General features: G+C 69.1%; 20 protein-coding genes and 5 pseudogenes. 15 read left to right on the plus strand and 10 right to left on the minus strand.

The window, feature by feature from the left end; translation table 11 throughout:
• Positions 1-44: 44 nt before the first annotated feature.
• Both ACFV8T_RS14290 and ACFV8T_RS14295 read left to right on the plus strand, forming a co-directional pair.
• Positions 45-4,271 (plus strand): hypothetical protein, encoded by a 4,227-nt coding sequence (locus ACFV8T_RS14290; protein WP_385327417.1) that lies wholly within the window; start codon positions 45-47, stop codon positions 4,269-4,271.
• Positions 4,272-4,735: 464 nt separating this feature from the next.
• Complete coding sequence (locus tag ACFV8T_RS14295) at positions 4,736-5,092, plus strand: GNAT family N-acetyltransferase (protein ID WP_385327888.1); 357 nt, start codon at positions 4,736-4,738, stop codon at positions 5,090-5,092.
• A gap of 398 nt (positions 5,093-5,490) precedes the next feature.
• Here ACFV8T_RS14295 and ACFV8T_RS14300 read toward each other — a convergent pair.
• Positions 5,491-6,973 (minus strand): annotated as a pseudogene (locus tag ACFV8T_RS14300) (IS1182 family transposase).
• Positions 6,974-7,040: 67 nt separating this feature from the next.
• Positions 7,041-7,610 (minus strand): GNAT family N-acetyltransferase, encoded by a 570-nt coding sequence (locus tag ACFV8T_RS14305; protein WP_385327419.1) that lies wholly within the window; start codon positions 7,608-7,610, stop codon positions 7,041-7,043.
• Positions 7,611-7,939: 329 nt separating this feature from the next.
• On the opposite strand from ACFV8T_RS14305, the gene ACFV8T_RS14310 reads away from it, so the two are divergent.
• From ACFV8T_RS14310 to ACFV8T_RS14320, 3 genes and pseudogenes are all read left to right on the plus strand, one after another.
• A complete protein-coding gene (locus tag ACFV8T_RS14310; RefSeq protein ID WP_385327420.1) occupies positions 7,940-8,515 on the plus strand; it encodes a GNAT family N-acetyltransferase in 576 nt (191 codons plus the stop codon).
• 93 nt (positions 8,516-8,608) lie between these two features.
• A pseudogene (locus ACFV8T_RS14315) lies at positions 8,609-8,836 on the plus strand (IS1182 family transposase); the annotation flags it as partial.
• A gap of 524 nt (positions 8,837-9,360) precedes the next feature.
• The gene (locus ACFV8T_RS14320) at positions 9,361-9,951 is read left to right on the plus strand and encodes a dihydrofolate reductase family protein (RefSeq protein ID WP_385327421.1); all 591 of its coding nucleotides are present in this window, start codon (positions 9,361-9,363) and stop codon (positions 9,949-9,951) included.
• Between the two features lie 324 nt (positions 9,952-10,275).
• Here ACFV8T_RS14320 and ACFV8T_RS14325 read toward each other — a convergent pair whose 3' ends face one another.
• Both ACFV8T_RS14325 and ACFV8T_RS14330 read right to left on the minus strand, forming a co-directional pair.
• On the minus strand, positions 10,276-10,443 hold the full coding sequence (locus ACFV8T_RS14325) for a hypothetical protein (protein ID WP_385327423.1): 168 nt from the start codon (positions 10,441-10,443) through the stop codon (positions 10,276-10,278).
• A gap of 94 nt (positions 10,444-10,537) precedes the next feature.
• The gene (locus ACFV8T_RS14330; RefSeq protein ID WP_385327425.1) at positions 10,538-10,948 is read right to left on the minus strand and encodes a hypothetical protein; all 411 of its coding nucleotides are present in this window, start codon (positions 10,946-10,948) and stop codon (positions 10,538-10,540) included.
• A gap of 88 nt (positions 10,949-11,036) precedes the next feature.
• On the opposite strand from ACFV8T_RS14330, the gene ACFV8T_RS14335 reads away from it, so the two are divergent.
• Complete coding sequence (locus tag ACFV8T_RS14335) at positions 11,037-11,462, plus strand: DUF6210 family protein (RefSeq protein ID WP_385327426.1); 426 nt, start codon at positions 11,037-11,039, stop codon at positions 11,460-11,462.
• 378 nt (positions 11,463-11,840) lie between these two features.
• Here ACFV8T_RS14335 and ACFV8T_RS14340 read toward each other — a convergent pair whose 3' ends face one another.
• Positions 11,841-13,349, minus strand: a complete 1,509-nt coding sequence (locus ACFV8T_RS14340; protein WP_385327427.1) for a carotenoid oxygenase family protein — start codon at positions 13,347-13,349, stop codon at positions 11,841-11,843.
• Positions 13,350-13,692: 343 nt separating this feature from the next.
• On the opposite strand from ACFV8T_RS14340, the gene ACFV8T_RS14345 reads away from it, so the two are divergent.
• The 5 genes from ACFV8T_RS14345 (at position 13,693) to ACFV8T_RS14365 (ending at position 18,971) form a co-directional block, all read left to right on the plus strand.
• Positions 13,693-14,382 (plus strand): TetR/AcrR family transcriptional regulator, encoded by a 690-nt coding sequence (locus ACFV8T_RS14345; protein ID WP_385327429.1) that lies wholly within the window; start codon positions 13,693-13,695, stop codon positions 14,380-14,382.
• 52 nt (positions 14,383-14,434) lie between these two features.
• Entirely contained in the window at positions 14,435-15,586 is a 1,152-nt protein-coding gene (locus ACFV8T_RS14350; RefSeq protein ID WP_385327430.1) for an FAD-dependent oxidoreductase, read from the plus strand.
• An 876-nt stretch (positions 15,587-16,462) separates the two neighbouring features.
• Positions 16,463-16,942: a hypothetical protein gene (locus ACFV8T_RS14355; RefSeq protein ID WP_385327432.1), complete on the plus strand. Its 480-nt coding sequence runs from the start codon at positions 16,463-16,465 to the stop codon at positions 16,940-16,942.
• A gap of 372 nt (positions 16,943-17,314) precedes the next feature.
• Positions 17,315-17,962 (plus strand): hypothetical protein, encoded by a 648-nt coding sequence (locus tag ACFV8T_RS14360; RefSeq protein WP_385327433.1) that lies wholly within the window; start codon positions 17,315-17,317, stop codon positions 17,960-17,962.
• 499 nt (positions 17,963-18,461) lie between these two features.
• Positions 18,462-18,971, plus strand: coding sequence for a GNAT family N-acetyltransferase (locus ACFV8T_RS14365; RefSeq protein WP_385327435.1), 510 nt, complete (start codon positions 18,462-18,464; stop codon positions 18,969-18,971).
• Between the two features lie 179 nt (positions 18,972-19,150).
• Here the strand turns inward: ACFV8T_RS14365 and ACFV8T_RS14370 are convergent.
• The 4 genes and pseudogenes from ACFV8T_RS14370 to ACFV8T_RS14385 form a co-directional block, all read right to left on the minus strand.
• Positions 19,151-19,249: pseudogene (locus tag ACFV8T_RS14370) on the minus strand (transposase); the annotation flags it as partial.
• 139 nt (positions 19,250-19,388) lie between these two features.
• Positions 19,389-19,562, minus strand: coding sequence for a hypothetical protein (locus tag ACFV8T_RS14375; protein WP_385327903.1), 174 nt, complete (start codon positions 19,560-19,562; stop codon positions 19,389-19,391).
• 214 nt (positions 19,563-19,776) lie between these two features.
• Positions 19,777-19,878: pseudogene (locus tag ACFV8T_RS14380) on the minus strand (nucleotidyltransferase domain-containing protein); the annotation flags it as partial.
• Between the two features lie 22 nt (positions 19,879-19,900).
• The gene (locus tag ACFV8T_RS14385; protein WP_385327436.1) at positions 19,901-20,704 is read right to left on the minus strand and encodes a sulfite exporter TauE/SafE family protein; all 804 of its coding nucleotides are present in this window, start codon (positions 20,702-20,704) and stop codon (positions 19,901-19,903) included.
• Positions 20,705-20,788: 84 nt separating this feature from the next.
• Here ACFV8T_RS14385 and ACFV8T_RS14390 point away from each other — a divergent pair, with 84 nt between their 5' ends.
• The 3 genes from ACFV8T_RS14390 to ACFV8T_RS14400 all read left to right on the plus strand — a co-directional run bounded on the left by ACFV8T_RS14390 (position 20,789) and on the right by ACFV8T_RS14400 (position 24,348).
• Complete coding sequence (locus ACFV8T_RS14390) at positions 20,789-21,571, plus strand: helix-turn-helix domain-containing protein (RefSeq protein WP_385327438.1); 783 nt, start codon at positions 20,789-20,791, stop codon at positions 21,569-21,571.
• Positions 21,572-22,020: 449 nt separating this feature from the next.
• Positions 22,021-22,221 (plus strand): hypothetical protein, encoded by a 201-nt coding sequence (locus ACFV8T_RS14395; RefSeq protein ID WP_385327439.1) that lies wholly within the window; start codon positions 22,021-22,023, stop codon positions 22,219-22,221.
• A 918-nt stretch (positions 22,222-23,139) separates the two neighbouring features.
• Positions 23,140-24,348: a hypothetical protein gene (locus ACFV8T_RS14400; RefSeq protein ID WP_385327889.1), complete on the plus strand. Its 1,209-nt coding sequence runs from the start codon at positions 23,140-23,142 to the stop codon at positions 24,346-24,348.
• 556 nt (positions 24,349-24,904) lie between these two features.
• Here ACFV8T_RS14400 and ACFV8T_RS14405 read toward each other — a convergent pair.
• The gene (locus ACFV8T_RS14405; protein WP_385327441.1) at positions 24,905-25,429 is read right to left on the minus strand and encodes a hypothetical protein; all 525 of its coding nucleotides are present in this window, start codon (positions 25,427-25,429) and stop codon (positions 24,905-24,907) included.
• Here ACFV8T_RS14405 and ACFV8T_RS14410 point away from each other — a divergent pair.
• A pseudogene (locus ACFV8T_RS14410) lies at positions 25,403-25,516 on the plus strand (Imm49 family immunity protein); the annotation flags it as partial. The gene ACFV8T_RS14405 and the pseudogene ACFV8T_RS14410 sit on opposite strands and share 27 nt — an antisense overlap.
• Between the last annotated feature and the right edge of the window lie 243 nt (positions 25,517-25,759).

Raw genomic sequence — 25,759 nt, forward strand, 5'->3', positions numbered from 1 at the left:
CCGGTGAAGAACAGCGATGGCATCCCGCGAGTCCGGGCCGTCAGGTGCAGTGGCCCCAGGACACCAAGGGCTGGAGCGAGGACCGGCTCTGGATTCTCCATGCGCTGAAGCACTGGATGTGGAGCGTCGCGCACGGCTACGAGGGACGGCGTATGCGCACGGGGGACCTGGCCGAATGGTGCGGTGTGCGGTCGCCCGGGACCATCTCCACCTGGATCCGCAAGGGCGGGGTATGGAGGCAGGCCGGCCTGGACTATTGCGAGGAGGCCCGAGTGCAGTCGGGCTGCTCCCCCAAGTGCGACAGCGGCTACGGAGATCTCGCCGAGCTGCGGAAGCGGTACGCAGCGGCGTTGCCCGACAGCGACGAGGAACAGTCCGCGGCACGGCAGCGATCACAACGGCGACCCGCGGTCCCGGCCTCGCACTCACTCACTCGGCAGGAAATCGACCGGAGGCTGCCGACGCTGGCGCAGGCTCGGAAAGGCGCACTGCGGTCCCTCGAGACGGTCACCGTCAACCAGTTCGGGCCTGGGCTCGACCGCGTGACACTGGCCGAGGTCCGCATCGAACGGGCAGCCGAGCGGCAGGTGCTCAAGCACATCGACCGCCAACTGGCCGGTGCGGCTCCCGGGCAGGCCGCCGCTCTCGTCGGTGAGCCCGGTGTCGGCAAGAGCTGCTCCCTGTGGGGCGTGTACCAGGTTCTGTCCGAACGCGGGGACATCTGCCTCGTCCTGCTCTCCGCGACTTCCCTCCTGGCCGGTCCCGGCGGGGCCGCGGATCTACGCCCGCGCGAACTCCCCGCGCTGCTGGAGGAACACCGTAGACGGGCCGCCGGCGCCCCAGGCGCCCGGCACCGTATCGTCCTGCTGCTCGACACCGCCGACCTGCTGTTGCACCAGCCGGAGACCGCGCACGACTTCGTCGAACTCATAACCGTCCTGCGGTCCAGGAACACCGCCGTCGCCCTGGCCTGCCGGGCGGGCGAGGCCGGTCTGCTCAAGCAGCGCCGGGACACGGAGCACGAGTCCGGCGCCTATACCTCGATCCTCGCCGATATTCGCCTCGGTCTGTACGACGACGGCCCCGAGGCCGACCGTCGCCACGGCTGGGCCCCCGGCTCCGAACTCGACCGCGCGGTCGACGCCTACGCCGACGCGTACGCACCGGCCCGCAACGACCGCGACGGCACCCTGCCGGAGATGAGGCGGGCTCTGACGGACGCGGCCGCCCGCGGTCTGCCCCTGGGCAGGTTGATCCGGCACCCGCTGCACCTGCGCATGATCTTCGACCTGTATCAGCCCAAGGGACCGAGCGGATTCGACCTCGACGTGGCCGGCCTCTTCCACGACTACTGGACGTGGCGCGTCGACCGCGACACCCGGCACGCGGTGACGGCCCCCGGCGTGGAACCCCAGGAACAAACTCTGTCCCTCGGCGAGGCCGCCGCCGAACTCGGTCTGGCCACCCTGCTCGAAGGCACGATCGAGCTTCAGCGGGAAAGCGCCCGCGATCTCGTTGCGTCCCGCCTTGCCCTGCCCCCGGACACCGCGGCCCACCGGATCGGACTGCTGCTCCGGCGAGGCGTACTGGGCGAGCCTTTTCCCGGCCGACTGCGCTTCCACCACCAGGCGATCGGCGAGTACGCCGCGGGCAGGGGCCTCGCCGAGGCCCCTGCGGGGCTCGAAGCAACGGTCGGTCGCATCACCGAGCACCCCCAGGACCTGTACCTCGCCGAGGCCGCCCGCCACTCCTTCCACTACAGCGACCGGGTGCACGCACACCGATCGAGTCGCTGGTACCCCTGGCTGGCGCACCTGGCCCAGGCTTCTTCTCCGGTCGCGCGGGAGACTTTCCTGCGCATCCTGGCCGGACTGCGTCACGCTCCGGACAGCTCCGTGGCCGACGCCGTCCCTCTGATCGAGGACCCGGACAACGGCAGGCTGCTCGCCGAGCACTACCTGGAGGTCCTCAACGCCACGGGTCGGCCCGCCGAACACATCTGGCCGAGGCTTCTGCGGACGATCTGGGACGCGGCCGACAGCCCCCAGCGCCGCGAGGTCCTGCACACCCTGACGGTGCTCATCCGGCAGCAGCGTTCCACCGCCGCCAGCTTCCTCTACGAACTGCCCGCCGCGGAGTTGCCCCGATACGCCCTCGCACCTCACCTGATCACCCTGATGCGTCATCTGCATGAGGACGGTGCGGCGGCCGCCCCCGCCGCTCAGCCCGACCGCACAGCCGTCACCGTCATGGACGAGATGCTCGACGACGCCTTCGTACGGCGTGGCGCGCCCCTGGAACACACCCTCGCCACGCTCGCCGAGCTGGCCGCGGAATGGCCCGACCCGTACGGTGAGGTGTGCCGCGGCTTGCCGGAACGCCTCGCCGGGGTGCCTGAGAAGGTCCCCAAGGACATCGACAGGATCATCGACTCGGCCGCGACCTGCTGGGCCGCCGCGCAGGCCCACGAACGAACCGCGGACACCCTGCAGGCTCTGCGTACCTGCCTGAACGAACTGGCCCGCGGTGACCTGCCCGTCGCCGCTCACCATGTCGTTCTCCACGGCGTGGCCAGCACTCTGTGCCATCCCAGGAGTCGCATCGCCGCATCGACGCTGCGCGAGGAACTGGCGACCGCAGCGGCCTGCGCACCGAGCGACAACGCCCGCAAGTCCATTGCCCGTTACCTCCTGCGCCCGCTGCTCATGGCCGGCGAAACTCCCGCCGGCCGTACGGCACGGGAATGGTGCCGTACGCAGTTGTCGCACGAACGGGTACGGCAGGCCCCGCAACCGTCGGCCACCGCCCTGGCCTTGACCGCTCTGCTTCCCGGGGGCCGACGGCTGCCCGCCCGGGTGGTCGCGGCGTCACTGCCCGACGACCGCAGGTCGGAGAAACCGCGTGCCGTGACCCTTCTGCCGTGGACCACGGCTCCCTGGGACCTCGACCTCACCGTCGCCGCCGCGGCGGGTGGCCACCACCTCGCCGCCCATGCCCTCGACCACCTCATCGGTGTCACGCCCCACGATCAGGAGGCGGAGCCGGAAGCCTTCGAGCAGGAGCAGGGTGAGGAGAGCCCCGGCAAGGTCAAGCGCCTGGAGGGCGAGGGGAAGCGCCGACGGAGGGGACGGCAGCCGCGCAAACGGCTGCCCTCGCCGCGCGAAGAGGTCATCGCCCGTGTCCCCGAGGCACCTGGGTTGCTCCTCCCGTGGCTGCTGAGCGACGCACAGCGGCGCACGGATACCGACGCCCTCGTCGGCTTCGTCCGGGCCAGCGAGAAGCAGCTGCCCGCCGGGAATGCCGACCAACTACGTTGCATCACATCCCACTTGATGGAACAGAAGGACCACCAGGCCACAGCGGCCGCGCACCGGCTGACCGCACGGATGATCGGCTGTGGCCTCACACCACTGGGCGCCCCCGCCGACCTGGTCGAACAACTGCGTGCGCTGCGCACAAGTGCCGTCGCCCAGACCGAGCTACTGGAAGCGGTGACCCAGACCCTCACCGCCACCCCCACCCTCTGGGACCTCTCCACCGCGGGCGCAGTCCTGGCCCCCACCCTGGACGAACTGGTCGACCGGGCCACGACCATGGCCGCCACGATCGACCGGCCCCAGCGGGCGCAGGAGGCCTACATGCTGGCCGGGAACGCCGCCCACCTGCTGAGGGTCCGGCTCGCCGTCCTCGACGCACGCCGGATACTCGCGGACGGCGCTCACGACATCGGCCTCGATGACCTCCGCTCCCTGGCCTTCAAGCCGGCGAGCCTGTGCATGCCTCGCGGCCACAGCCTGACGCAGCCGGGCAACGTATGGCCGCACCGATTCGACACCATGCCCCGCCTCTGCGTCGATCTCCACGAGGCCGGACGTGCTGAGGACGCGGAGGAGCTCCTGCGGTCGGCCGTCACCGCCGCGACCGCCGAATCCGGCCCCTCCGCCCGATGGCGGGGTTTCGCCTGGAACCCCTGGCGCCCCTACCTGCGTCTCCTGGTCGGCGAGCGTGCCCACCTGTACGAACTGCTCATCGGCTACGGCCCCCGCGACCACCAACTCGCCCGGCACCTGCTGGAAGTCGCGGGACAGGTCATCAGCAATATCTCGGAGGAAGTGCACCGACTGCTGACCGACCCGAGATGGCCCGCCGAGCTCCGCGACGCCGCCCGTCGCACCGCCTCCTGGGCCGGCCGCGACGGCGCCAACCTGCGCTGGGACACGGTCTACGACGACATCGAAGGGAAGGCCGGGCAGCCGGGGAGCGGGCCGTGACCGCTTTGGTCGGCACCCGGGCCTGTCCGGTCGTTCATGCGACTGGTCCGTACCCATTTGTTGGTATGCGCATGGGACGAGGTGACGTGGCTGACGCCGAGTGGGTGCGGTTGCGGCCACTCCTGCCGGGCACCAGCAGATGTTGCAGTGGTCGTGGCTCCTGATGGAAGGCCCTGACCATGTCGTCGGCTTCTGGACCGGGGGCTCCTGTTACCGTCCCCGGGACCAGTGATCGCCGATCGGCGATCAATTGTGAACGGAGCCGGAGATGTTCCCCGAGTCGGTTCTACGCACGAAACGGCTGATCCTCCGCCCGTTCGACACCAGCGACATCCCGGACACACACGCGAGCTGCGCGGACCCACTCACCCAGCGATGGCTGCCACTGCCCCGGCCCTACACGCTGGATAGCCACCAACTGGTGCACTGCCCCCGCCGATGCCCTTCGCGACAACGGAGACGGCATCCAATTCGCCGTCACCGACGCCCGCACCAAAAGGCTGATGGGCCAGGTCGGGCTGAAGAAGACAGACTGGCGAACGCTGGTGAGCGAAGTCGGCTACTGGGTATCGCCCTGGGCTCGCGGTCACGGCGTCGCAACCGAAGCCACACGCGCAGTGGCACGCTGGCTCCTGGCCGACCAGCAGTTCCAACGGCTGGAACTGCGAGCTGCCACGGAGAACACCGCGTCCCAGAAGGTCGCGCTCAAGGCCGGATTCCACCGCGAAGGCACACTGCGGAACGCCGGCTTTGTTCACGGCGGGCGAGTCGACCTCGTCCTCTTCTCCATGTTGCCCGGCGACCTCGCGTCATCGGCCTGACGCCACGAAGTGTCGTCAAACTCTCAGGGCACACTTTCCGGGCAGGGCCAGGCTGGGCTGGGCTGGCGCGGTCGCCTGTCGGCCATGCAGGTCAGGGTCTGGCCCGAGCGGTGTGACCCGTGATCCTCGAGGCGAAGCGATCTACTGCTGGGCCCGGCCATGCCGGCTGCCGCAGCAGCAACCGCAATGTCTACAAGGTCGCGGGCGCCATCGTTCGTCTCCGTCTCATCCCCGGCCACCACCAGCTCGGACAACTCCAGCTAGGAGCGTGGGTCGGTAATGGCCCAGCCGACGAGCGGTTGTGGATCGGCTGATGGCCGGTCGCGGCCGTTTGTTCGGGCCTGGTGCCGCAGTGGTGGGCTCGGTGGGCCGTTGTTCAGGCGGCTCCGGCCGGGCCGTCAGGCTCTGGCGGCGGCCAGCCCGGCGGTTCCGGCGTGCCGGAAGATCTTGCGGAGGTTGTGGCAGGCCGCCAGCAGTCGCCATTCGCCACGGCCCCGTTCTCACCGCGCAGCAGCAGTTCACGGCCATCCTGGCAGGTCATAATCTGGCCGAATACGGGTTCGGCGATGGCCTTGCGGCAGCTGTAGGCGGCGCGGCCGGGTTTGGTCCGCAGCTTGCGGGCCATGCGCTCACGGGCCGTGGCGTCCTGTGGGATGCGTCCGCGCGGTGCGGCGCTGACCTGCTCGTCGTGGGTCAGACGACCGGTGGCCATGAACGTGTCGGTGCCGTGCTCTTCCTTGCGGTCGGCCGCGGCCGCGAGGTTCGCCTCGGAGCAGTACCCTGCGTCGACCAGCGCCTGCTTGGGATGGATACCGGTGTTCGCGGCGGACTGGTCGAGCATCATGGTGTAGTTCAGCACGTCCGAGGGGTTCGTCGTCACATCGGCGGCGGTGACGATCTGGTGCGCGCCGTCCACGACGGCCTGGGCGTTGTAGGCCTGGATGTAGGCCCCGTCGCTGTTCTTCATGATCCGGGAGTCCGGGTCGGTGAAGTTGGCCTGCGCCTTATCCATCGGCAGCGCAACCTCGGCGGCCTTGTCTCCGGCGGCCTGCACGGCGTCGGGATTGTCGCCGGCACCGGTCCGCCCCTGGCGTCGGCGTTCCTTGTCCTCGGCGTGGCGCCGAGCCCGCTCGGCGGCCTCGGCCTCGATCTGCGCGCGAGCGGCCTGCATCTTCGCCAGGCGCTTCTCCCGCCGGTCCAGCTCGCCGGGCAGATCGGTGCCCTTGCCACCGCAGCCGAACTTCTCATCCTCGGCGGCGTCGACGGCGGCCGCGTCGGCCAGCAGCGCGGCCGACGCGGCTTCGAGTTCTGCAATCTGCGCCTCGACGTGCTGTTCCTTGTCGACCAAGCGGGCGTAGCTCATCGCCTTGTGCTTTGAGGCATTGGCCTCAAGCTTCGTGCCGTCCAACGCCACCCTGCCCATCTTCACCATGCCCAGCCTCTGCGCCAGGTGCAGCGACTGGGTGTAGATCCCGGCCAGGGCGTCCAGGTGCCGGGCCCGGAACCTGGATATCGACCGGTAATCCGGGCCGGCCCCGGCGGCCAGGTAGCGGAACGCACATCGTCCACGCACCTGCACTCGATCGCCCACGACGAGCGCATCCTGGTTGTGTAGCCGTAGATCAGCAGCCGGACCATCAGACGCGGGTCATACGGCGGGAACCCGCGCTTCTCGGTGTAGGCCGCCAGGATCGGGCCCAGGTCCAGGGCCTCGTCGACCAACTCGGCGACGAACCGCGCCAGATGGTCCTGCGGCAACCACTCATCCAGCGACGGCGGCAGCAACATCATCTGATCGGGGACGAACACCCGGAACGTCTTCTTCACCGGCACGGTCGGCGCGGTCTGCGGCTCCACCGCCGCCGTATCCACCTCGAACAAGCCATCCCCACCAGACCTACCAGGATTCTTCCATATGGAAGATCACGAACAGGAGGCGGCGTCGGGCTCAACTGCCTGATTGACCGCCAATGTCCGCGGCCAGCGCCGCGTAGATGTACTCGCTGCCCCAGCGATCCCCGTCGAGGTCGTTCTCGACCAAGTGCGCCTCCCGACGCATCCCGAGGCGCTCACAGACCCGCACAGACCCGGTGTTCTCCACATCCAGCCGTGCGTAGAGCCGGTGCACGCCCAGCCTGTCGAAGGCAAACCCGGCCAGCGCCACGGCCGCCTCGGTCGCATAGCCGTGCCCCTGGTGACGTGGGTCGAGAGTCCAGCCGATCTCGGCCTGGGCGGCGCGGGCATTGGCCAGGCTGAGCGTCACCTCGCCAAGGACGCCGGGCTCATCGCGTCGGCACACAGCAAGCGCCAGCTTGTCCCCGTCGGCGCACCAAATCGAGTGCGCCGCGCGCTCGGCCGCAACCTGCTCGCTGCGCTCCCGCGTGTGCGCCGGCCGGTACAAGTAGCGCGCCACGCTCGGCAGGCTCTGGTAGGCGTACAGGTCGTCGGCGTCGCCGGGAGTGAACAGACGCAGCGACAACCGGGGCGTGGTCATCGGCAGCAGCGAGGCGATGTCCATGCGGACCTCCGGGACGCGGATTTGGATCAAGATGCGGACTGATTGTCGCATCACGGCTGACGGGCAGCCACGCCTTTTCAACAGCAGCGCCCGACAGCCCCACTCCACCACGAGGCGCGACATTCCAGGAGTTGTTTACTGACCCACGCTCCTAAGGGCTGTCCCGTAATCCCTGGCGGGCGTGCGACGACAGCTACGGCACCTCGCCGCGTTGTCGGAACGCCCGAATACATCCAGTATTCGGGCGTCCCTCCGCCTTGCGACGCACCGCATCTGACGCCGCACGCTGATCCACCAGGGATTACGGGACAGCCCTTAGGCTGCCGACTATGAAGCCGGCCATCACCAGCGATGTAACCACTGAGCCCGCAATCCTTGACGCCATGGAACTGACCTCCGATCCGGAGCTGGAGGTCCGGTTTACGGAGTCGGCCCACCAGATCCTGGCGGACCTGGTCAGTGGAGGTGCCGCGCTGGGTTGGGTCGAACCGCCCTCGCGGGATGAGGTGGCGGAACTTCTCGGCCACGTCGTCTCTGCGGTGCAGGCCGGGGATGCGGCCCTGCGTGCCGCTTACCTCGACCGTCGGCTTGTCGGGTTGGGGTACTGGCTCCGCTACGGCCGACCGACCCATCGGCCACACGCCGATCTGGAGAAGATCGCGGTAGATGCTGCTGTCCATGGTCGTGGCGTCGGTCGGGCGCTGACCGCCGCCTTGATCGCTGACGCCCGGGAGGCGGGTATCGAGGTCCTTACCCTGGACGCCCGTGGCGACAACACCCACGCCCTGCGCCTCTACCGGTCGCTGGGCTTCACGGAATACGGCCGTCTGCCCGACTTCGTCGCCGTCCGCGAACACCGCTACGACAAGGTCTTCTACATGCTGGACCTCCGCCAACAAGGCTGACCGCTGCCACGCACAAAGGCCCGGCGGCGGCGATCCGCCGGCGCTTCGCGATCCTTCATGCGCGGTGATCACGATATGCGCGGCAGGGGCGGACTGTCCGAGGTCGGGCCGGTCGAGAAGATGAGGTCTCGGGGCCGTCCGGTGGCGGTGGGCAGGACGTTTCGGGCCTTCGACCCGCACCAGGTCCTGCTGCTGCCTCCGTCGCTGGACGACTGGCTGCCCGAGGACCGCCTCGCCCGGTTCGTCGCCGACCTGGTCGACGAAGTGCTCGGTCTTTCTCCGGTGCCGGCGGACTGCACCGAGAAGCGTGGCTGCCCGCCGAGCTGGGCCGCAGCACCTCGACCATCAGCAGGGAAGTACGCCGTAGCCGCACCGTGCTTGCCCAACGGACGGACGTATTACCGGCCCTGCGCCGCCCAGCACCGCGCTGACGCCCGCAGACCGCGACCCAAGCCGCGCAGGATCAGACAGAACCCGCTGCTGCGCCAGTCCTCCAGGCGCCGGCCCCGCATGTCGAGAGACATGCACGAACGGCCTGCTGCGGCAGCACCTCCCTCAAAGGCACCGACCCGGACCGATACAGCCGCGAGGAGCTGGATGCCGTGGCGCTGGGCTGAACAGCCATCCATGCAGAACACTCGGTTGGGAGGCCCCGGCCGAGTGCCTCGCTCAGCTCCTGAGAACCACCAGTTGACCACTCGTGTCGCAACGGCCCGTGGAATTCGCCGCGGCCGTTTCTTCAGGATCGACGCGCTGCCCAGAAGGAGAGTGCCGGCACGACCGATGAGTCCCGCTCCTGTGTGCGGTCAACATCGGTGAAGCAAGCACACAGATGGGAGCAGCACATGGGGCAGCTTGCCGTGGTCAACTTCGTATCGCTGGACGGCGTCATGCAGTCGGTCCTCTCGGCCGACGAGGACCGGGACGGTGGGTTCGATCAAGGCGGCTGGGTGCTGCCTTATGTCGACGAGGCGGTGGAGCGGTTCATGAGCGAGGCCACGGCTGGTGCCGGAGCCCTGCTCCTGGGCCGCAGGACGTACGAGATCTTTGCCGCCACATGGCCGGATGCCGACTTGAACGACCCCGCGGTGGCCGCAATGAACGCGATGCCCAAGTACGTGGCTTCCCACACGCTCAGGGATCTGAGATGGGCGAACTCCACCCTCCTCGGCGCAGATCTGGCGGAGGAGGTCAGCCGTATCAAGGCCGCATCCGAGACCGAGACGGTGGTGCTGGGCAGCGGAGGGCTGCTCGGAACCCTGATCGAGTACGACCTCGTCGACGAGTACCGGCTGCTGGTCTTGCCTCTCATCCTGGGTAGCGGGAAGCAGCTCTTCGCCGATGGCAAGAGCCCTCGCCACCTGACGCTTACCGCCACGCGGCCGACACCGTCCGGCGTCTTGATCAACACGTACCGCCGCCGCACTGAAGGTTAAAGGCCCTCTTTCGGATCACCGTGCGGACCAGAGGAAGGTGCCGGCAAGGTGGAGTCCGGCCAGGTAGATGGGACCGCTTCCGGCGTGGTTCCGGAACGTCCGGTGACCGTCGGGACAGGCAGGCCAACCAGGGCGAGCCCGTGTGGCATTGCCACGCGATCACGTCGATCATCTGTCGGTGCTCACGCCACCGGCCACCTCGCCTCGGCGTCCGATCGGGTAACAACGGCTCGATCCGATCCAGACGCTCCGATGCTCCGATGCTCCGATGCTCCGATGCTCCGAATGAAATGCCCTGACGGGGTGGGGGCCGGTCCTGTGCATTCATCGCTCCATGGGGATCAACACCGACGGCAGGTCACGGGCCTGGACGGCGGTCGGGTCGATGGACACTTCGCAGTAGTTGCCGATGGCGGTGAACACAGCCGTGGAGAGACGCCCCCTGCGCTCCTCGTAGTACGCCACCCCTTCGGCCTCGTCTTCGTCCGGCAAAGACGGGGACACTACGCCCGCTGCACGCAGTGCCGTATCCAAGGCGGACGACTGACTCGTGTCCTGTCCGAAGTCGGCCCGCCAAGCGTGCTCGTCACCCGGCGCCTGCCTGATCACCGACGGTGGGCTCCACCGGTTCATCGTCACGCAGACGATCTCCTCGTCCGGATGGGGCCGCATCGACTTGACTGTCCCGGTACCCGGTCGCCCACGTCGCCGTCCCCCAGTCCTCCAGCACGTACACCCAGTCCCCGTACGTCCCGTACGTGACGGGGACGGGATTGACGCGGGGCGACGGCCTGCCCGGCCGCCCACCCGGTACGGCAAGATTCTTGTACGGGGTACGCGTGTCAAGCTCATCAAGGTCTGCACCCAGCGCGATGAGGAACGCGTCCGCGTCGAGGCCGCGGGCACGGGTCAGCGATGTCCCGCCGAGCATTCCGGGCTGGGCGGCGGATTCATCTGTGGTGCTGTGTGCGCCTATCCAGGCGATCCCGTCAGACATGCTCATCGCACCAGGCCGCGTCTCATGATTGATCTTGTGGTGTCGAAATGCCGTTGAACTCGTGGACGCGGCCCGGAAGGCTGCCGCCATGAGCTCTCGACGATTCGTCTTCCTCGATCCCGACGGGATGGCCGATGGGTGGCTGTATGTGGTCGTGGAGGCCCGGACGGGGGTCTTCTATCAGCAGCAATACGGGGGCACAGCCTGTCGGCAGGGCCAGGTCGAGGGCTTCCTCGTCCCCGTAGCCGGCGCCGACGCCCTGGACGCGCTTCGTGAACTGTTCGAGCAGGGCTTCCGTGGTGCCGGCACCTGGAACTACCCGTGGCCGGACGATGAGCGGGACAGGCTGGGCCAGATCGTCGGCGGCATCTCGTACTGGGCATGTGATGGACACACTGAGGAGCCGCACGACCTTCGCCTGGACGAGAGCCGCATGCATGAGGCCGACGAGGCATGGGTGCCAGTGGTCACGCCGGACGGTCCCGGGGTACTGGTCTGGTTCAACTCCGACTGAGAGCCGATGTCAATCGTCCGATCTCTGCCAGAGGACCAGTGCCTCGATGACGACCCCGGTCCGGTAGCGGACAGCCAACTCGCCGAACCGAATTGCCACGACACGGAACTGCTCCAACCGCGCGAAACACCGACCAACGACGTTCCACCCCCGGTATCCAGCACCGTCGCTCTGCGGAAGCAGCGGTCCTCTCCGCGACCAAGCCGTATCGGTTGCCTCTCCTCGCGCCACAAGATCAACTATGAGACACGGCCCAACGCACTCGTTGCGGGGCGTCGGCGACAGGCCGTTCGACCACGGCGAATCCAGGTCCGATGGCAGGGGTCTTGGCCGAGCGAGTGCAGCCGGCACCGCCGTGGAGCCCAGGAGGTGGCTCCCTCACGCGTCAGGCACCCAGCTCCCATGAAAGCCGAGCGGGACCCGCCCCGGCAGGTGGATGCGGGCCAGGGGGCGGCCGGTGAAGTCCTGCGCGGAAAGGATCACCAGGTCGCTCGCGCCGCGGTCGGGGTTGTGCACATAGGACAGGAGGTAGCCGTCGTCCTCGTCCCGTGCCCCGCGGCGCGGCACGAACACGGGCTCCCCGGCCGCCGCGCCGTCCGGGAAGCGATGCACCTGTCGGCTGCCGCGCAACATGTCGTGCTTCACCAGGCAGTTGGTGAACTTGTCGTCCGGCGGCACCCCGTCGAGCGTCTCGTAGGCACGCCACATCTCCGCCGCGCTCGCCGCGTACGCGAAGCGGTGCCGCCGCGACACCAGGGACTCGTTGACGCGGGGGAACTCCTGCGGCAGGTCGTCGAGCCGGGTGCTGCGGACGCGGCCCGCACGCAGGTCGATGGTCCAGCGGTCGAGCGCGGGGGTGCCGGTCGCGGAGGGCCCGCCATTGCCCCGGCCTGCGGCGTGGAACGGCGCGGGCATGGTGGTGAGTTCCATGACGATGGTGTCGCCCTGGTCGTAGGCGTTCAGCGTGTGCGAGTAGTACACCGGATCGATCTCGAACCAGCGGGTGGCGCCGCCGGTCCGCGGCATCACTCCCACCCGCATCGGGTGCTTCGGGTTCCAGACATACGGCACGGGTGCGCCTGCCTCGGCGGCCGCCATGTCGAAGGTGATCGGCACGTCGACGATCACCACATACTTCCCGGTCAGAGCGAAGTCGTGCATCATCGGCGCGTCCGCCACCGGGATCCTCGTGGTCCGTGCCACCCGGCCGGTCCGGTCGATCACGAGGTGTCGCACGTGGTCCCAGGTCGGGTAGTACGCCACCGCGTGCAACTCGTCCGCGGCCGCGTCGTACTTGGTATGTGCGGTGAACGCACCCTCCAGCGTGGAGCGGAAGTCGTAGGGCCGCACCGTGTTCAGCTCGCCGTCCAGTTCGTACGGCAGTGGTCCGCTCTCCTGGAGGGCCAGGATGCGCCCCTTGTACGGGATGACGTGTGTGTTGCAGGCGAAGTCGTCCGGGGGCGCCTCGCCCGGGTACTGCTCGCCCAGTTTCCGCGTCACCTGCGAGGACCGTACCCACCGGTTGCGGTACCACTCGGCGTGCCCGCCGCGCAGCCGCACCCCGTGCACCATGCCGTCGCCGAGCATCCAGTGGTGGGCCCGCGGGTCCTCGACGCCTAGTGCGTTGGGGCCGGTGCGCAGGTAGCGGCCGTCCAGGTCGTGCGGTACCCGGCCGGTCACCTGGAGGCCGAACGCGGTGAGTTCCTCGGTTACCGGGGCGAAGGCGCCCGCCAGGAACGGGGACGACTGCTTCCCTCCGGTTGCCGTGCCACGGGTGGCGGCCTGCGCCACGGTGGCGTAGTGGCCGAGACCGTAGCCTCCGACGACGCTGCCGGCCGCCGCGAGTGCCGCACCTTGGAGGATCCTTCGGCGTGTGTGACTGGTCATCGCTCTTCCCCGTTCGTGGTCGGTGCCCGGCGGGTCCTTGCCGGTGCTGGGGAAGAGTCTGCTGCGCGGTCGGCGGCGGGTCAGGTGGCCTGCGGCCCGTGTGGGGGTGGTGCTGACAACACCCCCACATGAGCCGCACGCCACGGACCGCACGCCATGCGCCCGCCCCGGTGCAGGTGTCAAGGGCTGCGCCGGGAGGGCGGCTTCAGGGCGTGGGCGCTTCGGGTCCCTTGCGGTGGCCGGCCCACTCCCCCGGTGCGAGGTCGCGGTGGCAGCCATGCTCGCCTCACCCCTGAGGCGCACGAACATGTTCGTAACGAACATGTTCGTTATACTGAGATGCATGCCGAGCTCCCCGCCCCCCCGCAGCCGCCGCGAGCGGCCCGCCAAGCCCGCCCTCACGCACGAGGGCATCGTCGCCACCGCGGTCCGTCTGATGGAAACCGAGGGGCTGCAGCGCGTCACCATGCGTCGCCTCGCCCAGGAACTCGATACCGGCCCCGCCTCGCTCTACGTCTACGTGGCCAGCACGGCCGAATTGCATGCGGCGATCCTGGAGGCACTGCTGGGCTCCGTCGAGCTGTCCCTGGCAGACGGCGAAAGCGACTGGCGTGAGCGGCTGACGCAGGTCCTCGTCTCCTACACGAACGTGCTGTTCGAGCATCCCGGCCTGGCCCAGTCGGCGCTGGTCGCCCGTCCCTCCGGCCCGAACTATCTGGCCCTGGTCGAGGCCGTGCTCGCCCTCCTGCACGAGGGCCATGTGCCCGACGCTCAGGCCGCCTGGGGCGTGGACGTGCTGCTGCAGGTGGCCACCGCGACCGCGGCGGAACATTCCACCCGTACCCAGGCCGTCGATGCCGAAGCCGAAAACAACGCCCTGGTCACCGCGCTGCGCGAAGCCTCCTCCGACACCAACCCGCGCATCGCCGCGCTCGGCGAGGACCTCGTCTCCGGTCTCCCCGAGCAGCGTCTCGCCTGGGTCTTCCACGCCGTGATCAACGGCATCCGCGTCACTGCGCGCACCGCTCAGTGACGCGTCGTCGCCACTTGCTTCTGCCGCTCCGAGAGGAATGAGGACAACCACCATGACCAGTACTCCCCACCACCCCATAGCCGTCATCGGTGCCGGCTTGAGTGGACTGATGCTCGCGCGCGTCCTGTACGTGAACGGCATCGGCTCCACCGTCTTCGACCTCGATGCCTCTGCACAGGCCCGCCCCCAGGGCGGCATGCTCGACATACACGCCGAGACCGGACAGGCCGCGCTGCGTGCCGCACAGTTGCACGAGGAATTCCTGACCAAGGTCCACCACGGCGGCGAGGCCCTGCGGATCCTCGACAAGCACGCCCGCGTCCTGCGCGACGAAGCCGACGACGGCTCCGGCCACCGGCCCGAGATCGACCGCGGCGACCTGCGCAACCTCCTGTTCGACTCCCTTCCGGACGACACCGTCCGCTGGAACACCAAGGTCACCGCCGCCCGGCCCCTGGGCGATGGACGCCACGAGGTCATGCTCGCCGACGGCGGAAACTTCACCACCGATCTGCTGATCGGCGCCGACGGTGCGTGGTCGCGTATCCGTCCCCTGCTGTCGGACGCTGTACCCGTGTACGCCGGGATCTCCTTCGTGGAGCTCGATCTCCTGGACGCCGAGAACCGTCACCCCGCCGCCGCGCAGTTGCTCGGCCGCGGCATGTTCTTCGCCCTCGGCGACGGCAAGGGCTTTCTCGGCCACCGCGAACCCGATGGCAGCCTGCACGTCTACACCGCTCTGCGCGCCCCCGAAGACTGGGTCGCCACCCTCGACTTCACCAACGTCCCGGCCGTCAGGTCCGCCCTGCTGAAGCAATTCTCCGACTGGGCTCCCGAACTGCAGCGACTGATCACCGACGCGGACGGCGCTCCGGTGCCCCGGCTGATCCATGCCCTGCCCCTGGGCCATCGCTGGGCACGCGTGCCTGGCGTGACCCTGTTGGGCGACGCGGCCCATCTGATGTCCCCGTTCGCCGGCGAGGGCGCCAACCTCGCCCTGATCGACGGCGCCGACCTCGGGCGGTGCCTGGCCGAGCACTCCGGGAACATCGAGGCGGCCCTGTCCGCCTACGAAGCAACGCTCTTCCTCCGCAGCGAAGAAACCGCGAGGGAGTCCGCGGAGGGACTGGAGATCATCTTCAATGAGCGCGCACCGCAGCCGCTGCTCGACATGTTCGCCTCCTTCGACGCCCAGAGGACATGAACGCGGAGTGAAGGGCTCTCGTTCGGACGCCGGACGAGTGAGGGCCTGGCCGAAGCCGGTGGCAGCCCGGTCCGGGTCGGCCATCGGGTCCGGGAATCAGGCCTTGGCCTTCACGCGCCACAGCACAGTGTTCATCCGCACCCCGACCGAGCCCGCGAGAAGCACGCCACCGTCCATGGAATGCTCGGCGAAGAACACCGCTGTCGCGCGTCGCCCGCGTGCTCCGGATGACCGACCGGACCGTGCAGCCTCCGGTCGATGCGGTACCCCCGGAAGGCCTCTTCCAGCGGCGGCAGCAAACCGCGGGACGAAGCCCGACGACTTCAGGCCGCACTTGCACGAGCGGTGGGCCGAGGGCTGCACGAACGCCTGGACCCTCTGGAAGGCGGTTCCGGCCCAGGGACAGGTCGGTGGATACGGGGCCGTCCGCGCATACCTCGTCCCTCCCGGGACGCAGTGCCTGGGGCCGACCGCCATGTCCCCGGACTGCTGACGGGCATCACAGACCACAGCTCACGCCGACGCGCGCGCAGCGCAGCGTGGGGGTCGGGGGTGTTGTGTTGGAGCCAGTTGGTGATGTTCTGCCAGGCGTCGGTCAACTCCCTTCCGTTGATCGCGTCGGCGACGGGGGCGGCGAGCTCGCCGGGACGCCCGCGCTCACCGACGGATGGCATATGCACCCTCTCCTGCCGGGGAGGGCCAGGCGGTTGCGGGGTCCCTGGAGCGGCTGCCGGAACATCCCCGCAGGCACGGGTCGACGACGACTTCAATGGCACGAGACGCGCGGAACGGCTGCAGCCCCGAAGGAGGCCTTCCGTTCGCAGCAAGAATGTCGTTCGGCTGACGCACCGGCCGACCGGCTGGGATCTTTGGGCAGTGACCGATGCCGACGCACAGCAGCAGAACGGAGCCCCACCGGACGGGCCGACACGTCTACGGGTCGAGACGGAGCACCTCCTGGCGGAAGCGCGCCGCGAAGTACGCAACGCCGACCGGCGCGTGGGCTTCTGGACCGTCGTCGACATCGGACTCGGCTTCCCGACGGCCGTCCTCGCCGGTGTCTCCGGGGCCGCCGGACTCGCATCGGCGGACGCCCGCGTCCCCGCGGCCCTGCTGGCGCTGGTCTCCGCCGGACTCGCAGCCGGCTCGGGCTTCCTCCGCAGCGACGTGAGATGCGCGGCCAACCGGCGCAGTCGCCGCGCCTGGGGCGAGGTCGAAGCCAAGGCGCGTCTTCTCCTCTCCCAGGAGCCCGAACTGGACAGAGTCGACGGGCAGGAAGCGCTCCGGGCCATCTTCCAGGCCCGCCAAGCCGCCCTGGCCAGCCGGGATGCCTCGGCGGAACTCGCTGGTCCCTGACCGATTCGGTGAGGCTCCGCCGCTGTGCGGGAATTCAGATCTACCGATTCGGCTGCTGCCTGACCGGGCAGTGCTTCTCCTGGAAGCGGGCGAGTACCGCCACCCTTCTCGGTCCGCCGCCGACATCGTGGCTCAGCTCAACCGCGTCATCGCCGTGCCACTGCTCGACAGTTCTGCCGGCCGTGCGCTCGCCACCGCACCGACCCTGAGGACACCGCGGGACACCCGCGTTCCAGGCCGACTTCGTCTGCGGTTCGAGGTGTACGAACCGGGGGTCCGGTCGATGCCGGGCATGCAGGCCAGCCCCCGGGACGTTCTCCCCCACGGCTACTGGGTAACGTCCTCCTGGTGAATCTTCACCTCATCCACGATGTGCCCGACGGCCTGACCCGACGGGCTCGATCGTTCGTCGGCACGCATGGCGTCAAGGTCGATGTTCGGCCCGTCGAGGGGCACAGGCAGTGGTGGCTGGAGCGAGACATCCCAGCGGCAGTGATCGACCGGATGGTCGCCTTCCAAGAGCGATGGGGCGGTCTGCTCCTGCCGCCCGCACCACGGTACGACGGAGGCCCCAAGTACCTCGATCCGGACTCGCCGGAAGGCTCGGACTCTGAAGGGTGGTGGTTCGAGGCTGGGATGCAGCGGACCGCGGTCCCCTACTCATTCATGATCGGGCCGTCCGGTGAGTTCGGCATTCATACAGATCGGTGGACGCCCCTCCATGTGACCGTCGAGGGCTGGGTGGAGTCGCTCGCACTGGCCCACCATGCATCCATGTGGGCAAGGCAGGTCACCAAGCTCGTCGGCGATGACGTCGACGGCATCGACCTGGACGGCTACGAGCCGGTGCGCGAGGTGATGGGCCTGGCGGACACCTGGTGGCGAGGAACCGACTCGCTGGTGGCCGTCTATTCAGGGGAGGCCGAGTCCCTCTCCTTTCCCAGAGGTCGCGTTGCGTTGATCTACTCCGGCCTTGATGAGTGGGGGCTGCGAGGAGGCGTCGAGTCCGGCGACAGCTGAGGACGCCGGGGAACGGTAGCGAGTCCCGGGTGCTGTCCTGAGCCGGGTTCGCCGAGCTACCTCTGCCGCGCAGGCGCTTCCGACGCCTTCGACTGCCCAGGATCGGCATCCGACTCCGGATCGCACGGAACACTTCGCTCATGAGATCACCCCCGGGTTGTCGGCCTACGTCTTCAGCCGCCTGCTCTGTTCCCACCGGAGCCGCGTGGGCAACTGGGACCGCACACGCGGTGGTTCCCGCACCGAGTACGTCGCGGAGATCAGCCGATGCTGCCCCGGGTAATCGGGCCCCGCAAGAGCGAGGCGCCTCCGTGAGCCTGATAAGTTGTCTGTCAGTACTACGCCTTCCCGGCCGGGCCACGTCTCCGCCAGGGAGGCTTTTTTCATGCCCCGGCGGCCTTGCCCTCGGGCACACGGGGCAGCCATCGCCGTCCTGCCGCGGACGAGCAACCCCGAGACGCCCCAGCCACCACCGAACCGCAAAACATGGAGGAGATCCATGACCGACGTATCCGTGCGCCATGCCGATCCGGCCGACCGACCGACACTGGAGCGCCTCTGGTCACTGTTCCGACATGACATGTCGGCGTTCAGCGGTGTGCTGCCCGACCCGGACGGAACCTTCCGCAGCGATCGGCTCCACGCCGCCTTCACACAGGCCGACTGGGCGCCCTATCTCCTGTCCAGTGGCGAGTTCCCTGTTGGTCTCGCTCTCGTTCGCGGCCTGACTGGCCCGACGCGCGTGCTGAGCAGCTTCTTCGTGGTGCGTGGCGTGCGTAGGACGGGTATCGGGCTGTGTGCCGTTCGGCAAGTCGCGGCGCGGTACCCGGGGCCGTGGGAGGTCGCCTTTCAGGAGGGCAACATCGCCGCAGTCGGATTCTGGCGCCGCGTCGCCACCGAGGTCGCTGGCGAGGCATGGACCGAGGAACGCAGACCGGTACCGGGTCGCCCAGACCTGCCGCCCGATACCTGGATCTCGTTCGCTGCCCCGACTGAGGTCCAGGACTGAACGTCGAGCGCCGCGTTGCCGCCGAGCCGTACTCGGCGGCAACGCACACGCTCGAAGCCCGTTCCATCGACTACGGAACCAGCGCCAGAAGTCACCAAGCCTGTGTGGCGGTTTACCGCGGCAGACAACCGGCCCGATCCGGCAACAGCACATAGACGTTGGTCGTCGGCGTCGTGGTTTCACCAGATGAGGTAGTTGCGGCTCATGTCTCCCTGCTCTTCGTGGTCGGCGTGGTCCGTACCGTCCAGGCTGAAGTAGCGCAGCAGCACCATCTGGGCCCGCCGCCAACTCACCACCGGCCGGGCGCCCTTGCCGATGATGGCAGCAGCAGCCGTCCCTCGCCGTCGTCTGGTCCCGCGTACTCGTGGCCGCTCCGCCACTGCCCCACAGTAAGGGACGACCGATGCCCAAGAAACGTCACTCGGACCGCTCGCCCCGTACGCACAGGGCCGCCTCCAGCCGGGCGATGTCCTCGGCGTCCTTGGTCCGCCGAGGCCGGGAAGGATCCCAGACGGGCATCATCCGCTTGATCTCGATCTGGGCCTGCGGACGGACGATCGCACACTGCAGACCACCGATACGGCCCGGCATCGAGCATTCCCTCGGGCCACGGCGCACCGGCCCAGGGGCCCCCGGCCACCACCACGCGGCCGGCCGCATCCCGGCCCAGGAGCGTAAAGCTGTTCTCCAGTCCGTCCTTGGCGAAATCGGGCTGCGGGTCAGGCGGCGGCCCTGGCACCGGTTGATAACCGTGCCGCAGCAAGCCTCCCGCCAGGGCACCGGCATCGTCCGCCCAAACGAACCAGTCGATGTCCTCATGCTCGCGCGTGATCTCACCGAGGAAGAAGTCCATGGCCCATCCACCGCGAAGCCACACCGTCACCCCAAGAGATTCGGCAACACACATCAATCCGCAGCAAAACGGCCGGTCAGACCACGAGCAGCATCGCGACCGTCACCATGAGGAGCAGCCCGATGTAGGCCCAGGCGTGGGTGCGGTCGGGGATCCGTGGCGGGCGTCGGCGCAGCACCGCGATCACTGGCAGCGCCCCCAGGAGCAGCGCCGAGGCGGCGCGGAGGTCGATGAGACCCACGAGATGCACCTGCGTGTGCGCGGCGGTGGGGACCGCTGCCACGTACAGGGACACCGCGGTGGCCGGCAACGCGATGGCGAGGGTGAGGGGGTTGGCCAGCGCAGTCGCCACATGCATCGCGTGCCCGGCCCGCCGCATCGCGGGGACGGTCATGACACTCCCGCCCACGCCGAGGAAGGCGGCGACCGCGCCGATCGGCGCGCCAAGGGCGGCCGGCAGCGGACGCGGGGCGTCGGATGTCGTCCCGACCTGAGTGTTCGGGCGCAGGAATCCCGGGCGCAGGAGCAGGTCAGCAATGGTGAGAGCGACGTACGCGACGAACGCCCAGTGGGCCAGAGCGGCCGGAGCGAGGCGCGTGGCGAGCGCGCCGGCCGAGGCGCCGACCGCCAGCAGGAGAAGCAGCGTGCCGCTGCCGCGGAGCGAGAGGAGCACCCGCCGCGGTGTGACGGCTGTCGCGAACCCTGCGTTCACCACCATCACCAGGGCCGAGGTGGCCGTCGCCACCCGCATTGCGTCCGCGCCGAGTACGGCGTCCGCCCACACCACGACCGGTACGGCGACGAACCCTCCACCGAAACCGAACAACACTGTCGTCACCCCGGTGAGGAGCCCGACCCCGATCAACATCACGAAGTCCATGACCTCACTCCATCAGCTCCGAGGTTCTACTCGCATGCGATGGTCAGCACAGTTCCTTCGCGTGTCAGCCATTACGATGGACGGGTGAAGAACGTCCCGCTGGCCGATGTCGACCACGTCGACCGAGCCGTCCTGCCGATCGGCACCGACTACCCGCCCGGCCACGTACTGGACTGGCACGAACACCGCCGTGCGCAGTTCCTCCACGGCGCCACGGGGGTCATGGTCGTCGATACCGCCGAGGGGACCTGGACCGTTCCGCCCGAGCGCGCCGTACTGATCCCGCCGAATACGCGGCACCGGGTCCACATGCTGGAGGTGAGCACCCGGAGCCTGTACATCGAGCCGGGCGCCGTCCCCTGGTGGCCCGCCACCTGCACGGTGGTGGACGTTCCGCCGCTGCTGCGCGAGCTGCTCCTGGCCGCTGCCGATTTCGAGGTCGACTACAGCCTGTCCGGGCGTGAGGGAAGCGTCGCCGAGCTCCTCCTGTACGAGATCGCCGAGCGTGCCCCGCTCCCGTTCCATGTGGGGATTCCCGCCTCCGCCGACCTCGCGGTGCTCTGCCGCGAGTACCTTGCCGCCCCGGACGCCGACGCCACCAACGCCGCGTGGGCCGCCAGGACGGCCATGAGCGAACGGGCCTTCACCCGGCGATTCCGCGCCGAGACCGGTGACAGCCCAGCCGTCTGGCGGGGCCGCGCCCGCCTGCTCGCGGCCGTCCCGCTGCTCCGCACCGGGTCGGTCAGCGAGGTCAGTGGCCGTATCGGCTACGCCTCTCCCGCGGCGTTCACCGCCGCCTTCACCCGCGCCTTCGGCACGCCCCCGTCCCGCTTCTCCGTGGATCGCCGGGGCGGCGGCCGGCACTGACTGCCCAGTGATCGCGGTCCACCGGGCAGGATCATTTCCGTCCGCGGGGACCGCCCAGCCGCCCGGAGGACCGATGCGCGGCTCCACGTCAACCATCGAGCCGACCAGGACCGCACCGCTCCCGTAGCCCCTTCCGGGGCCCCGAGGCTCATCGGATCAGCTGTTTTGCGGCACTTTTGGCCGGATGGTGCCGATCGGAGAGTGGGTTCATCCGTATCGCGCGCAGGACACGGCCGACTTGGGCAGCATACGGAGTGAACTCGATCAACTACCGAACGCAACAATGGGGGGCAGATGCCACGGCCCAAGGACGCCGACTTCACCAGCATGCCGACGATGCCGCCTACCACCGTCTTGACCACGGGGGCCGATCTTCGGGACACCCTGGGCAAGGGCGTCGAGAAGCTGGAAGCGAACGGGCAGGCCGCCCAGCAGGGTACGACAAAACCGTGGTCGACGAGTTCGGCCGAATGCGTGTCAGCCTGCGCGGGGCCCGGGACCGGCTCAGCGTCGGCGGGGAGGTGCTGAATTCAGAAGTGCGGCAGGCCGTTGCGGAGTTGCGGAACGAAATGCGCGAGGTGCGGAAGGCGGTCGAGGACCTCACCCCGCTCGGTCCGGCTCCGCTCCCCACCGACAGCGGCAAGGAGTAGCCACCGAACCAGCGCAGCCTCGCACGTGCAGGGCAACGGCTGCGATGCGAAGGCTCCCCGTGAAACGGGTGGCCTGAGTTTCGGGTGGGGCCTGGAGTAGGCCATCACCGTTGTGGCAGCCGATATCCGAGCGACCTTGCAGGCAAGGCGATGTGAGGCAAGGCGGGCGAGGTGAGCGAGGCGGTCCGGATGCGACGTCGTGGTTGTCCACGGGCCGACCCTGGCCGGGCTGGGCGCACGGGGCAAGGGCGATGCGTACACCCAGCGACAGGACGACGACCGCCGTGGTTCTCTCGTCGTCGGGAGCATCACGGTGATGGAAGAGTGGGCCTGTGAGTTACAGCCTCTGGTTGATGCGGTTCGTGGACGGTGCAGCCGTCTCCTTGGACGCTGAGCGGTTCCAGCAGATGGTCGAGCCGCACGCGGTAAGTGGTGCGACGGTAGACCTTGTTCGACCCGCCACGGGGGACGGAGGCGAGGCGGACACTTACGCCGGCTTCGAACGAAGTGACGGGCCGACAGCCGTGACGGTGACGCACGCGCGTCGGGCGCCACGCTCGACCTGTTCGCTCGGCTCGTCGGCGACCTCAGGGACCTCAGCGACCTCGGAGGTCCTGTCGTACCGCGGAGTGGTCGCGTTCTCATCTCTCACCAGGACCGGCGGCAGTGTCCCCATCCGGCGGTCCAGCAGGAGGCGGAAGCCCTCCACCTCGCAGGCGAGCCGATCCGAACCAAGATCGACCGAAGCCGGGAGTGGGGCTGTCTTCCCTTTGCGGCGGGGAGGCATCGCGGCGGCTGTTCCCAGCCACGGACACGCTGACAACCGGGCAGTCTCATGACAGTCCCCACCCAGTCATCGGGCCGGAGTTGGTGGCTGGTTACGTTCGCACGCCGGGCAGCGGCTACGGTGCTGTTGTGATGATCAACGGGGAGGACACGACATCCGGGACTGCGCTGCTGATCGCGGCAGCCCCGGCCGGCAAAGGCTGTCTCATCGACGCAACCAGCGCCCTGCCCACGCTCGCGGCGGTCGCGCCCGGCATCCTGACCGGCACGACGGCGGCCACCATCGTGGAACTCGCCGACCCGACCGACCCGCAGACCGTCCTCACCCGCATCCGCGCCGCAGCCGCCGCATCCGGCCCACTCACCCTCTACGTGACGGGACAACTCCACCTCGACCACAAACAGCACCTGATCCACCTCGCACTCGCCCGGACCACGCCGACCACCCTGCGCTACACCGCACTGCCCTGGCACTGGCTGGCCGGCGAACTCAAACTGCGACGGCCGGGCACCACCACCGTCATCATCGACCTGGTCGCCACCCAGGACGCCTGGCAGAAGCTCCGCACCGAGGGCCTCGTCCTCGGCCATGGGATCCGCGTGTACGGCCGAGTCACCCCGCCGCCGAGCCGCCGTCAAATCGCGGAGCCGGCCTACCTGAAGGCCCTCGCCACCACCTGGCGCAGTGGCATCAACCCGCCGCTCGCCCAACTCCACGAACAGGTCGCCGCACAGGCCGGCTCCCACGACGCACTGTTCCTGGCCATCGACAACACGGCCGTCCTCTCCCCCGCGGCGTCCGCTGTCCAGATCCCGAACCAGCCATATCCGGCCCCAGCCTCTGGTCCGACAGCGCCTCCTCCGATGCGGGAAAGCGCCGAGGCGGCCAAGGAGGATCCGCTGCCTGCGATTCTTGCCGCCGCCCACGCCGGGCGGCACGGCGAAGCCGCGTCGCTCGCAGCCATGTGGGAGGGGTGGGCACTGCGTACCCACGGTGCGGGCTCCGTGCAGGCCACCCACTGGCTGGAGGTCCGGGCCGACCTCGCTCGTCTGGCCGACGATCCGGCACGCAGCTGCGAGCTGTGGATGGCAGCCGCCGACGCCCGCCTCGCCCGGCAACAGCCCCCGGACGACCCCGCCGTGGAAGGCGCCGTGGACCGCGCCCACCACCAGTGGCATGAACTTCGCGACCCGCAGCGGGCCCTGGAACTCGGCCTGCCCCTGGCCTCGTTGCGTCACCACGTACCTGGCCGACGCCCCGGGGCAGTCGAAGCCGTCCAGAACCGACTGGAACTGCTGCACAGCACGTACCCGGCGGGGACCCGAAGCACGGCACCCTGACGAGAGACAAGGGGCGCCCCTCACGCCGGGGCGCACGTGTACGACCCGGCATCCCCCTGTCGGCCTGACGGTCGTCCCTCGCTCGCCCGGGACACTTGGACGATGCTCCGCGCCTGCCGCCTCGAAGGCGACGGCGGGTGCGCTGGTACGGCTCGTGTCCGGTGCCGTGGCCGCCCTGGACGACCGGGCTGAACCGGATGGACACATGAGTTCAACTTCCCGTATCCGGTGATCAGTTGAGGGTGCGAGGGGACGAGAGGCCACCGCGGTTCCGCTTTCGGGGATTCAGGAGCGGTGTCGCGCGGGCACTGTCCACCCGTACGCGGCGCTGGAGCGCGGTTTCGCTGTTGGTGCTGCTCGGCGCGGTTCTGACGGCATATCTGGTGTGGCCGCAGGCCCGGACACCTCAGGAGATGGCGACCGAGGCCACGGACGGCCTGCGCTCCTGGCGAGGTGTCACCTAAGCAGGCACCGTGGCGGACAGCGATGGCGTGACGACCAGCGTGCGCGTCACGGTGAGAGGCGACGGCACGTCCTACGGCACGCTGAGTCGCGCCTACGGAGCACAGGCGTAGATCGCCGTCGGGAACGGCCGGACCCTACTGCGCGGCAACAGGCAGTGGTGGCTGTGGGACGAGCCGGGCAGCGCGGACTCTCTGGCCGACACCTGGATCGCAAACCCTCCCGAGCGGATATCGGGCCTGCTTCCGGCGTCCGAGCTGACCCCGAGCGCGTTGGCCGGTGCGGTCTCGGAGGGGACGGCGGGGAAGTGGCGGCAGGCGGGAACCGCATCGGTGAACGGTCGCCATGCGCGGATGCTGATCAACGGCGCGGTGCAGATATGGGTGACCGCGGAGCCACCGCACCGGCTCCTGTCCGTTGGCTTGTCGACGACCGGCGCATTCGGCCAGGACGCCAAGCCCCCCTCGGCGTTCACCACGGCCGCGCAGACCATCATCGCTAGGATGCTGGCACGCGCGGAGAGCTCCCCCCGGAGTACTGGTCCGCGGCCGAGGAACGGGCCACGGATGCAGAAGGCCTCGTTGCCCTCGGCCCCCTCGCCGTCGCTTGTCTCGCCCACGACGCGGGATTCCCCCTCGAAATCGAGTCGGAGTACCTGCCCCGGTCGCTCCTCGAATTCAGCTGGGCCGGTGAGATCGTTACCTGAACCCGCGATCCGGAAGACGACATCGACCGTGATCGCTGTCAGGCAGCGATAGGGAACTCTGCGCAGCCGAGCGCGTGCGTGGGGCTTGCATGAGCCGTGTGGTGCGATGAGTGGCTCGCACGGTTCCGGGGGGAGCAGCGCCGGCGGTGACCCGCTGCTCCTGCCCGGCACGAAACCCTCGGACCGTCGGCAGTTGCCGCGACGGCTCACGGGAGACACAGTGAAAGGAGAACACACGAGATC

The organism is Streptomyces sp. NPDC059832, from assembly GCF_042731715.1.
In the GTDB taxonomy this organism is placed as follows: domain Bacteria; phylum Actinomycetota; class Actinomycetes; order Streptomycetales; family Streptomycetaceae; genus Streptomyces.

What these genes read in the sequence shown, in the direction of transcription:
- ACFV8T_RS14385 (WP_385327436.1), bottom strand. Translation starts at nt 20,704, where the DNA reads ATGGACTTCGTGATGTTGATCGGGGTCGGGCTCCTCACCGGGGTGACG.
- ACFV8T_RS14350 (WP_385327430.1), top strand. Translation starts at nt 14,435, where the DNA reads ATGACCAGTACTCCCCACCACCCCATAGCCGTCATCGGTGCCGGCTTG.
- ACFV8T_RS14305 (WP_385327419.1), bottom strand. Translation starts at nt 7,610, where the DNA reads ATGGACATCGCCTCGCTGCTGCCGATGACCACGCCCCGGTTGTCGCTG.
- ACFV8T_RS14335 (WP_385327426.1), top strand. Translation starts at nt 11,037, where the DNA reads ATGAGCTCTCGACGATTCGTCTTCCTCGATCCCGACGGGATGGCCGAT.
- ACFV8T_RS14340 (WP_385327427.1), bottom strand. Translation starts at nt 13,349, where the DNA reads ATGACCAGTCACACACGCCGAAGGATCCTCCAAGGTGCGGCACTCGCG.
- ACFV8T_RS14365 (WP_385327435.1), top strand. Translation starts at nt 18,462, where the DNA reads ATGACCGACGTATCCGTGCGCCATGCCGATCCGGCCGACCGACCGACA.
- ACFV8T_RS14400 (WP_385327889.1), top strand. Translation starts at nt 23,140, where the DNA reads ATGATCAACGGGGAGGACACGACATCCGGGACTGCGCTGCTGATCGCG.
- ACFV8T_RS14310 (WP_385327420.1), top strand. Translation starts at nt 7,940, where the DNA reads ATGAAGCCGGCCATCACCAGCGATGTAACCACTGAGCCCGCAATCCTT.
- ACFV8T_RS14330 (WP_385327425.1), bottom strand. Translation starts at nt 10,948, where the DNA reads ATGTCTGACGGGATCGCCTGGATAGGCGCACACAGCACCACAGATGAA.
- ACFV8T_RS14320 (WP_385327421.1), top strand. Translation starts at nt 9,361, where the DNA reads ATGGGGCAGCTTGCCGTGGTCAACTTCGTATCGCTGGACGGCGTCATG.
- ACFV8T_RS14375 (WP_385327903.1), bottom strand. Translation starts at nt 19,562, where the DNA reads ATGCCGGGCCGTATCGGTGGTCTGCAGTGTGCGATCGTCCGTCCGCAG.
- ACFV8T_RS14345 (WP_385327429.1), top strand. Translation starts at nt 13,693, where the DNA reads ATGCCGAGCTCCCCGCCCCCCCGCAGCCGCCGCGAGCGGCCCGCCAAG.